This is a genomic window from Streptomyces sp. NPDC059456 (genome assembly GCF_042750055.1).
Taxonomy (GTDB): domain Bacteria; phylum Actinomycetota; class Actinomycetes; order Streptomycetales; family Streptomycetaceae; genus Streptomyces.
Map to the genome: position 1 here is coordinate 1 of NZ_JBHYVA010000335.1, position 8,911 is coordinate 8,911.

General features: G+C 74.2%; 10 protein-coding genes. 7 read left to right on the forward strand and 3 right to left on the reverse strand.

Annotated features, from left to right (window positions below; genetic code table 11):
- Window positions 1–47: 47 nt before the first annotated feature.
- Window positions 48–506, forward strand: coding sequence for a GNAT family N-acetyltransferase (locus tag ACFXA3_RS25620; protein WP_385190573.1), 459 nt, complete (start codon window positions 48–50; stop codon window positions 504–506).
- Here the strand turns inward: ACFXA3_RS25620 and ACFXA3_RS25625 are convergent.
- Complete coding sequence (locus tag ACFXA3_RS25625) at window positions 466–1,266, reverse strand: phytanoyl-CoA dioxygenase family protein (RefSeq protein WP_385190575.1); 801 nt, start codon at window positions 1,264–1,266, stop codon at window positions 466–468. The two genes, ACFXA3_RS25620 and ACFXA3_RS25625, sit on opposite strands and share 41 nt — an antisense overlap.
- Window positions 1,267–1,349: 83 nt before the next feature.
- Entirely contained in the window at window positions 1,350–1,580 is a 231-nt protein-coding gene (locus tag ACFXA3_RS25630; protein ID WP_385190577.1) for a hypothetical protein, read from the reverse strand.
- 241 nt (window positions 1,581–1,821) lie between these two features.
- On the opposite strand from ACFXA3_RS25630, the gene ACFXA3_RS25635 reads away from it, so the two are divergent.
- Window positions 1,822–2,955 (forward strand): hypothetical protein, encoded by a 1,134-nt coding sequence (locus ACFXA3_RS25635; protein ID WP_385190578.1) that lies wholly within the window; start codon window positions 1,822–1,824, stop codon window positions 2,953–2,955.
- A gap of 16 nt (window positions 2,956–2,971) precedes the next feature.
- Window positions 2,972–4,072 (forward strand): phosphotransferase family protein, encoded by a 1,101-nt coding sequence (locus ACFXA3_RS25640; RefSeq protein ID WP_385190580.1) that lies wholly within the window; start codon window positions 2,972–2,974, stop codon window positions 4,070–4,072.
- A gap of 25 nt (window positions 4,073–4,097) precedes the next feature.
- On the opposite strand, the gene ACFXA3_RS25645 is transcribed toward ACFXA3_RS25640, so the two are convergent.
- A complete protein-coding gene (locus ACFXA3_RS25645; RefSeq protein WP_385190581.1) occupies window positions 4,098–4,547 on the reverse strand; it encodes a hypothetical protein in 450 nt (149 codons plus the stop codon).
- Window positions 4,548–4,764: 217 nt separating this feature from the next.
- Between ACFXA3_RS25645 and ACFXA3_RS25650 the strand changes: the two genes are divergently transcribed.
- The 4 genes from ACFXA3_RS25650 (at window position 4,765) to fxsA (ending at window position 8,806) form a co-directional block, all read left to right on the forward strand.
- Window positions 4,765–5,205: an Lrp/AsnC family transcriptional regulator gene (locus ACFXA3_RS25650; RefSeq protein ID WP_030011705.1), complete on the forward strand. Its 441-nt coding sequence runs from the start codon at window positions 4,765–4,767 to the stop codon at window positions 5,203–5,205.
- A gap of 137 nt (window positions 5,206–5,342) precedes the next feature.
- Window positions 5,343–6,977, forward strand: coding sequence for an amidohydrolase (locus ACFXA3_RS25655; protein WP_385190582.1), 1,635 nt, complete (start codon window positions 5,343–5,345; stop codon window positions 6,975–6,977).
- Between the two features lie 321 nt (window positions 6,978–7,298).
- Window positions 7,299–8,078, forward strand: coding sequence for a polyprenol monophosphomannose synthase (locus ACFXA3_RS25660; protein ID WP_385190584.1), 780 nt, complete (start codon window positions 7,299–7,301; stop codon window positions 8,076–8,078).
- A gap of 146 nt (window positions 8,079–8,224) precedes the next feature.
- Window positions 8,225–8,806, forward strand: a complete 582-nt coding sequence (fxsA, locus tag ACFXA3_RS25665) for an FxsA family membrane protein (RefSeq protein WP_385190585.1) — start codon at window positions 8,225–8,227, stop codon at window positions 8,804–8,806.
- The last annotated feature ends 105 nt before the right edge of the window (window positions 8,807–8,911 follow it).

Sequence of the window (8,911 nt, forward strand, 5' to 3'; positions counted from 1 at the left end):
CAGCGCTTGGTCATCGCCCGCCACGTGGCGGGTCCAGATTCGCGTTGATGCCCGCCCCGGTCCTGGAGGTTTGCCCGGCACTGGCCGACGCCGAACTCAACGAGCTGTTCGGCGCGGCCTGGCCGGGGCACCGGACGGCCGCGTTCGGCCCGGTGCCGGAGCGCAGCACCGCCTGGATCGCGGCCCGCCGCGGCGGACGCCTGGTCGGCTGCGTCAACGTCGCGGGCGACGGCGGCGCGCACGCCTTCATCCCGGGCGCCACCGTCCACCCGGACGAACGCCGCCGCGGCCTCGGGGTCCGGCTGGTCCGGGCCGCCGCCGAGGCGGCCCGCGCCCGCGGGGCGCAGTGGCTGCACGTGGATTACGAGCCGCACCTGGAGCCCTTCTACGCCGGTGCGGGTTCCGGCCGACCGCCGCGGGACTGCTCGCCCTCCAGCAGCTGCCCGCCCCCAGCGCCCGCACCCCCTAGAGCTCCTCGACGGGCAGTGGCTTCGCGTCGTGGTTGACGAAGCAGTCCGCCCGTGCGCCAGGGTGGCCGGCGGGCGGTGCGTTGGACACCGCGTTGTAGCTGATCAGGGCGAGCGTGCGGGTGTGCGGGGAGCGGTTCGGACCCGAGCCGTGCACCAGGTTGCCGTGGAAGAAGACCGCCGTTCCGGCCGGGCCGGTGGCCTCGTACACGCCCCGGGTGCGGGCGAGCTCCTCGGTGGAGGGGTCCGGGAGCGCGTAGGCGAGCCGGCTGGAGGTGATCCAGGCCCAGTCCCCCTCCTCCGCGTCGGGGCCGCCGGAGGACGCGGGAACGTCCGGCCGGTCGGCGTGGGTGCCCGGTATCAGGCGCAGCGGCCCGTTCTCCGCGGTGACCTCGTCGAGGAACACGGCTGCGGTGAGCGCCGCCGGGCGCGGCATCCCGTCGGTGGCCCGCCAGAAGTCGAAGTCCCGGTGCCACTGCCAGCGTTCGCCGCGCCGGGCCGCCTTCGGATTGACCTTCCACTGGTACACGTACATGTCCTCGCCCAGGAGCAGCCGGGCCAGTGCGGTCAGCGGTGACGTTTCGGCCAGGGCCCGCCAGGGGCCGCCCCTGCGATGGAGTCCGTAGACGGCGCGCACGCTCGCGCCGTCCTCCTCGAAGAACCGCTGCGGTCCCTCCTCGGCGAGGACCGAGGGCAGCTCCCCGGTCAGGGGGGCCCAGATCTCGTGCGGGGTGATCGGGGGGACGACGACAAAGCCGTCGCGCCGGAAATCGGCCAGGAGCCGCTTCGGGTCGGTCATGCGCCCAGGGTGCCGCCCGGCCCGCGGTCCGGCGAGGCAGCACGGGGAGCGCACATGGGGTGCGCCGGGTCACCGGGACGCCCCTACTCGCCGCCGTAGAGCGGACCGGCGGGCCAGATGGCGGAGCCGGCGACCCGGGACCACTCCGGGTCGCGGCGGCCCGGCAGGGTGCGTCCGTCCGCGGCCCAGCGCGCGAGCAGATCCTGGTAGATCGGCGGATCGGGCTGCCGCTGCGGAACCGATTCTTCGTATCCGGGCGGCGCCGGACGCCGCCGCCGTCCCGTTCTTGCCCCAGGGGCTTCGAGCGTGGTCATACCGGGCCAACGCGCCGTTCGGGCCACGGGTAACCGCCCCCGCCCTGCGGGTATCCGTTCGAGGTGTCCCCGTCCCGCCGGGTCCGGCCCGCTCCGCGAGGTGGCCAGACGTGCCGGGATGTCAGGGAGTGCCAGAACCCTGGCCCCCGGCCCGGTATCTGACGTACCGTCATATCCGTTCGAGCCGATGCCGCCCCGCGGCCCCGCCCCCCGCGCCACCACGCCGCCCAGGAGGTTTGCCATGCCCGCGGACCGACCCGTACCCCTCGACGAATACCCCGTCCACCAGGCCCCGCTCTCGATGAAGCACCTCGTCAGCGGCGACCGGAACGCCTACGACCGCTGCATCTTCCACGTCTTCGACCACGCCGGCCGGGCCGTCCTCATCCTCGGCCTCGGCGTCTACCCCAACGCCGGGGTCATCGACGCCTACGCCACCCTGCGCACCGGCGACGAACTCCTCGCCGTCCGCGCCTCCGACGCCCTCACCGACGACCGCATGAACCTCTCCGTCGGCCCGCTGCGGATCACCGTCGACGAACCCCTGAAGCGAATCACGCTCCGGTGCGAAGCCGACCCCGCCGACCCCGGCGGTCTCTCCTGCGACATCACCTGGACCGCCGAGTTCCCCGCCGTCTGGGAGCCGCACCACGTCCAGCGGCGCGGCGACCGCCTCATGCTCGAAGGCCGCCGATTCGTCCAGGCAGGCCACGTCACCGGCACCCTCCGCGCCAAGGGCGAGGAGCACACCCTCACCCCCGACGCATGGACCGGCACCCGCGACCGCAGCTGGGGCGTGCGCCCCATCCCCGGCGAGGACGGCGGCCGCGCCGCCGAGGAGCACCGCCCCGAGGGCTTCCACTGGCTCTGGATCCCCGTCCGCTTCGAGGACCGCTTCGTCATGGTCATCGCCCAGGAGGACGCCGACGGGCACCGCACCCTGAACGAAGCCCTCCAGGTCTTCCCCGAGGACAGCGGCCGGCACGACGTACAACTCGGCTGGCCCCAGACCGAGATCCGCTACCGCCCCGGCACCCGCCACCCCGAGAGCGCCGTCGTCCACCTCACCGACCCGGCCCGCAAACCCCTCGAACTCGGCGTCGAGATCCTGAACTCCTCCCCGCTCGCCGTCGGCGCCGGCTACCCGCCCGCCGCCGACTGGCAGCACGGCAGCTGGCAGGGCCGCGGCTGGACCGACCGCCGCACCTACGACCTCTCCGACCCCACCGCCCACCCCATGGCCGCGTTCGGAGTCACCGACCACTCCGCCCGCTTCACCCTCGACGGACGGACCGGCTTCGGCATCTTCGAACACGGCAGCTTCGGCCGCCACGACCCGAGCGGCTTCACCGACTACGGCTCAGTGGCCCGGTAGAAGAAGGGGGAAAGTCATGGCAGCACCGGCACCACGCCCGCGCACCTCCACCCGCGAACCCGAGGAACTCGGCCGGCGCCTCGCCGCCTGGCTCGCCGCCGAACTCCCCGGTGCGAAGGTCACGGGCATCTCCGTCCCCGGATCCAACGGCATGTCCAGCGAAACCCTGCTCTTCGACATCGAGCACCCCGACACCCCGGTCCGCTCCTGCGCCCTGCGCCTCGCCGCCGACCCGGCCGCCTACACCGTGTTCCCCACCTACGACATGCCCCGCCAGCACCGGGTGATGAGCCTGGTCGCCGCCCACACCGACCTGCCCGTCCCGCGCGTGCTGTGGCTGGAACAGGACCCCGGACCGCTCGGGGCGCCCTTCTTCGTCATGGCCCGCGCCGAGGGCCGGGTCCCGCCCGACGTCATGCCCTACACGTACGAGGGGAACTGGCTGCACGCCGCGAGCGACTCCGAACGCGCCGCGCTCCAGGAGGCGAGCATCTCCCTGCTGGCCCGGCTGCACGACCAGTTCCCCGCGAAGGAGGCCGAGTTCCTCCTCCCCGAAGGAACCGGCAGCCCCCTGCGCCGCCACGTCGACGCCCAACGCGCCTACTACGCCTGGGTGGTCGACGGACTCGCGCCGTCCCCGCTGCTGGAGCGGGCCTTCGGCCGCCTGGAGGAACTGTGGCCCGCGGACGAGGGCCCCGCCGTCCTCAACTGGGGCGACGCCCGCATCGGCAACGTCGTCTACCAGGCCGACGGGTTCGAGCCGGTGGCCGTCCTGGACTGGGAGATGGTTGCGTACGCCCCGCGCGAGGTCGACCTCGGCTGGACCGTCTACCTCCACCGCTTCTTCCAGGACCTGACCGTCGGCTTCGGCCAGAGCGGCCTGCCGGACTTCCTGCGCCGCACCGACCTGGAGCGCAGGTACGCCGAACTCACCGGGCACACCCCGCGGGACATGGAGTTCCACACCCTGTACGCCGCCCTGCGGCACGGCATCGTGATGCTGCGCATCGCCTACCGGCAGGCGCACTTCGGCGAGGTCGAGGTCCCGGCGGACCCCGACGCACTGATCCTGCACCACGCCACCCTCAGGGCCATGGTGCAGGGCACGTACTGGTGACCGCGGCCCGGGGGCCGGGAAGCCGTCAGGCGGCCTGCGCGTGCTGGCGCATCTGCGGCAGCAGCGTCGGCGCCGGCATCCGCACGGGACGCGAACCGGGACCGCCGACGTGCGAGAACGGCTGCGTGCGCCAGTCCAGGCCCTGCGGCAGGTCCAGCAGCACGACCTCCAGCTCCTGGGACTGGTCGGGGCCCGCGCCGACGGTCGGCAGCGCCTCGGAGGCCGGGCGGCCCGTACCCGCGCACACCGTGAGCCCGAACGGGTTCCACGGGGTCAGGCAGAGCCCGTGCTCCGGCAGGTACTCCTCGTCCGCGACGAGGGCGATCGACTGGCCGCAGTCCGGGCAGGTCGCGTGGTGGATCTCGAACCCGTCGAACCCGAACCCGTCGGCGTCTTCGAGGTACTCGTCATCGCCGGCGTCGACGAATTCCAGGGGCTCCGGTTCGGTGCGACCGGCGCGCTTGGTGTTCTGCATGGATGTACTCCCCCTTGGGTGGGCCGGGCGGGCAGTTCCCACGGCCTCGGCCACAGCAAGCACTTCCCGCCGCGCGGCACGAGTAACCACAACATCCCGCCGTACGCCCGCATACCCTTGTGGCTTTGGTCACATGCCCGCCGCAGGTGCCACTTGTGGCCGGACAGCACTGTGCCTGGAGCGCCCTTGGGCCTTAGGTTGAGCGGCTATGAGCGCAATGGAGGAGCTGGACCGCCAGATCGTGGATCTGCTCGTGCGGGACGGGCGGATGAGCTACACGGATCTGGGCAAGGCCACGGGACTGTCCACGTCGGCGGTCCACCAGCGAGTACGCCGTCTGGAACAGCGCGGGGTGATCCGCGGGTACGCGGCCGTCGTCGATCCCGAAGCCGTGGGCTTGCCCCTGACGGCCTTCATCTCGGTGAAGCCCTTCGACCCGAGCGCGCCGGACGACATCGCCGACCGGCTGGCCGGCGTACCCGAGATCGAGGCCTGCCACAGCGTCGCGGGTGACGAGAACTACATCCTGAAGGTCCGCGTCGCGACCCCGCTGGAGCTGGAGGACCTCCTGGGACGCCTGCGCGCCCTGGCCCACGTCTCGACCCGCACCACCGTCGTCCTCTCCACCCCGTACGAGGCGCGCCCGCCCCGGGTCTGAACCCCTCGTGACGCGCCCCCGCGGGGCCCGGCACCGCGGCGCTCCGCCCGTGCCGGTCCGCCGCGCCGGACTCCGTCCGGCCGGCCCGCCCGGGGGGCGCGGTCGAGACGCAGGCGCGGACCCGCGAAACTGTGCGCATGACTGACCGCACCGCCAACTCCGCCGACGCCGCCGGAGCCCCCGCATCCGAACGGACCGTTCTCCTGCGCGGGGGCGAGGTACACAGCCCCGCCGACCCCTTCGCCACCGCGATGGTCGTCGAGCGCGGACACATCGCCTGGGTCGGCTCAGAAGGCGCCGCCGACGCCTTCGCCCAGGGCGTCGACGAGGTCGTCGACCTGGACGGGGCGCTCGTCACACCCGCCTTCACCGACGCACACGTCCACACCACCTCCGCCGGCCTCGCCCTGACCGGGCTGGACCTCACCGGTGCCACCTCCCTGCCCGAGGCCCTCGGGCTCGTCCGCGCGTACGCCGCACGCCGCCCCGCCGACCGGGTGCTCCTCGGCCACGGCTGGGACGCCGCCCGCTGGCCCGAGCGCCGGGCGCCGCGCCGCGAGGAGCTCGACGAGGCCACCGGCGGCCGCCCGCTCTACCTCAGCCGCATCGACGTGCACTCCGCCGTCGTCACCACCGCCCTGCTGGACCTCGTCCCGGCCGTCATCGTCCGCGGCGACGAGCCGCTCACCCGCGACGACCACCACGCCGTCCGCCGGGCCGCGCTCGCCGCCGTCACCCCCGCCCAGCGCGCCGAGGCCCAGCGGGCCGCCCTCGACCGGGCCGCCTCCCTCGGCATCGGCTCCGTCCACGAGTGCGGCGGCCCCGACATCTCCTCCGCCGAGGACTTCGCGGGCCTGCTGGGCCTCGCCCGCGAGCGGCCCGGCCCCCGCGTCTTCGGCTACTGGGCCGACCGCGACCTCGAACAGGCCAAGGCGCTCGGCGCGATCGGCGCCGCCGGCGACCTGTTCGTGGACGGTGCCCTCGGCTCCCACACCGCCTGCCTGCACGCCCCGTACGCCGACGCCGGCCACACCGGCACCGGCTACCTCGACGCCGCCGACGTCGCCGCGCACGTCGCCGCCTGCACCGAGGCGGGCCTCCAGGCCGGGTTCCACGCCATCGGCGACGCCGCCGTCACCGCCGTCGTCGAAGGCGTGCGCGCCGCCGCCGACCAGGTCGGCCTCGCCCGCGTCCGCGCCGCCCGGCACCGCGTCGAGCACGCCGAGATGATGACCCCCGCCACCATCGCCGCCTTCGCGGACCTCGGCCTCACCGCCTCCGTACAGCCCGCCTTCGACGCCGCCTGGGGCGGCGAGGACGGCATGTACGCCGACCGGCTCGGAGCCGAGCGCGCCCGCACCCTGAACCCGTTCGCCGCCCTGCTCAGGGCCGGCGTGCCGCTGGCCTTCGGCTCCGACGCCCCCGTCACCCCGTTCGACCCCTGGGGCACCGTCCGTGCGGCCGCCTTCCACCGCACCCCCGAGCACAGGATCTCCGTACGGGCCGCCTTCACGGCCCACACCCGGGGCGGCTGGCGGGCCCTGGGCCGCGACGGCGCGGGCGTGCTGGTGCCCGGCGCCCCCGCCGACTACGCGCTCTGGGAGACCGCCGAGCTGATCGTCCAGGCCCCCGACGACCGGGTCGCCCGCTGGTCCACCGACCCCCGTTCGGGCACCCCCGGACTGCCCGACCTGACCCCCGGCGGCGATCTGCCGGTGTGCCTCGCCACCGTCGTCGGCGGGCGGGAGGTATTCGTACGGCCACAGGGGTGATCCGCCCGGCCTCGGTTCGGTACGGGCGCTCGGACCCGGATAGGTTCGGCCGGGTCCACCACCGGACGTCCGTACCGGGCGGTTCCGTCCGCTCAGCGCGCCCGCGCCTCGGGGGCGAGGGAAGGTTTCGCCGGACGGAGGTCCCCCCTGCTCCCAGGGAACTCGGGGGAAGGTGGCCCGGTCGGGCCCCGCGGTCCAGTAGACAACGGTCACGGCGACCCGCAGCCAGCGGGAGCCGGACCGGCCCGAAGGACCGCGGGCCCCGGCCACTGTTCTAAAGTCCTCTGTGACAGGACGGACGAGAACACGAAGGCGGACCCGGTGAGCGACGGCGGACAGCGGGGTCACGGACCGCTCGGCACGGCCCTGGTGATCATTCCGACCTTCAACGAGGCGGAGAACATCCGGCCCGTCGTCGGCCGCGTGCGCGCGGCGGTCCCCGAGGCCCACGTCCTGGTGGCGGACGACAACAGCCCCGACGGCACCGGCAAGATCGCCGACGAGCTGGCGGCCGGCGACGACCACGTGCACGTCCTGCACCGCAAGGGCAAGGAAGGCCTCGGCGCCGCCTACCTGGCGGGCTTCGCCTGGGGCCTGGAGCGCGACTACGGCGTGCTCGTCGAGATGGACGCCGACGGCTCCCACCAGCCCGAGGAGCTGCCGCGGCTGCTCACCGCACTCACCGGGGCGGACCTCGTCCTGGGCTCGCGCTGGGTGCCGGGCGGCCGGGTGGTCAACTGGCCCAAGAGCCGCGAGTTCCTCTCGCGCGGCGGCTCCACGTACTCCCGGCTGATGCTGGACGTCCCGATCCGGGACGTGACCGGCGGCTACCGGGCCTTCCGCCGGGAGACCCTGGAGGGGCTGGGCCTGGACGAGGTGGCCTCCGCCGGCTACTGCTTCCAGGTCGACCTGGCCCGCCGGGCCGTGCGGCAGGGCTTCCGCGTCGTCGAGGTCCCCATCACCTTCGTCGAGCGCGAGTTCGGCGACAGCAAGATGAGCAAGGACATCGTGGTGGAGGCCCTCTGGCGGGTCACCCAGTGGGGGCTCGGGACCCGCGCCGCGAAGCTGACCGGCCGCGGCAGGGCCGCACGGCGGGGCTGAGCCGCGGGGCTGATCGGCGGGGCTGAGCCGCGGGGCTGATCGGCGGGGCTGATCCGCGGCGGGAGGCACCGGCGGCCGGCCCCCTAGGGGATGTCCGGTACCTCCGGCTGAGGTCGCTTTTATGCCACCCCGGGCACACTGGGGACATGACGACCGGCGTTCCCCTTTCGACGGCCCCCCGACGGCGCTCGCGCGCCCGCACGTTCCTCCCCCTGGCGGTAGCCGCCTGGATGATCCTGGAGATCTGGCTGCTGAGCCTGGTCGCCGGAGCGGCCGGCGGGCTGACCGTCGCCCTGCTGCTCATCGGCGGGATCGTGCTGGGTGCGGTGGTCATCAAGCGGGCCGGACGGCGTGCCTTCAAGAACCTGACGAACACCTTCCAGCAGGCTCAGCAGGGGCGGCAGCCCGCGCCGCAGCAGCCGGGCGGCGGCAACGGCCTCACGATGCTGGCCGGCCTGCTCCTGATCCTGCCCGGCCTGCTGTCCGACGTGGCGGGCCTGCTCCTGCTGATCCCGCCCGTCCGGGCCTTCGTCGGCCGCCGGGCGAGCCGCTCCCTGGAGCGCAAGATGGCCGCGGCTCCGGCCGGCAGCTTCGGAGATGCCTTCCAGCAGGCCCGCATCCACCAGCCCGACGGCAAGGTCGTCCAGGGCGAGGTCATCCGCGAGAACGAGCCGCAGCGCCCCGGCTCCGGCCCCGACGCCGGATACCGGCCGCCGCTGACGCCCTGAGCAGGACCGGCCCTGAGCGGGACCGGAGCAGGGCAAGCCGAGGGCCCCCGCCACAGGACAGGTGTCGCTGTCGTCGTCATCCGGTCAACGTCCGGTCGGCGGTAT

Bases quoted from the DNA above. Each gene is read 5' to 3' on its own strand.
- ACFXA3_RS25620 (WP_385190573.1), top strand. From the start codon at position 48: ATGCCCGCCCCGGTCCTGGAGGTTTGCCCGGCACTGGCCGACGCCGAA.
- ACFXA3_RS25625 (WP_385190575.1), bottom strand. From the start codon at position 1,266: ATGACCGACCCGAAGCGGCTCCTGGCCGATTTCCGGCGCGACGGCTTT.
- ACFXA3_RS25630 (WP_385190577.1), bottom strand. From the start codon at position 1,580: ATGACCACGCTCGAAGCCCCTGGGGCAAGAACGGGACGGCGGCGGCGT.
- ACFXA3_RS25635 (WP_385190578.1), top strand. From the start codon at position 1,822: ATGCCCGCGGACCGACCCGTACCCCTCGACGAATACCCCGTCCACCAG.
- ACFXA3_RS25640 (WP_385190580.1), top strand. From the start codon at position 2,972: ATGGCAGCACCGGCACCACGCCCGCGCACCTCCACCCGCGAACCCGAG.
- ACFXA3_RS25645 (WP_385190581.1), bottom strand. From the start codon at position 4,547: ATGCAGAACACCAAGCGCGCCGGTCGCACCGAACCGGAGCCCCTGGAA.
- ACFXA3_RS25650 (WP_030011705.1), top strand. From the start codon at position 4,765: ATGGAGGAGCTGGACCGCCAGATCGTGGATCTGCTCGTGCGGGACGGG.
- ACFXA3_RS25655 (WP_385190582.1), top strand. From the start codon at position 5,343: ATGACTGACCGCACCGCCAACTCCGCCGACGCCGCCGGAGCCCCCGCA.
- fxsA (WP_385190585.1), top strand. From the start codon at position 8,225: ATGACGACCGGCGTTCCCCTTTCGACGGCCCCCCGACGGCGCTCGCGC.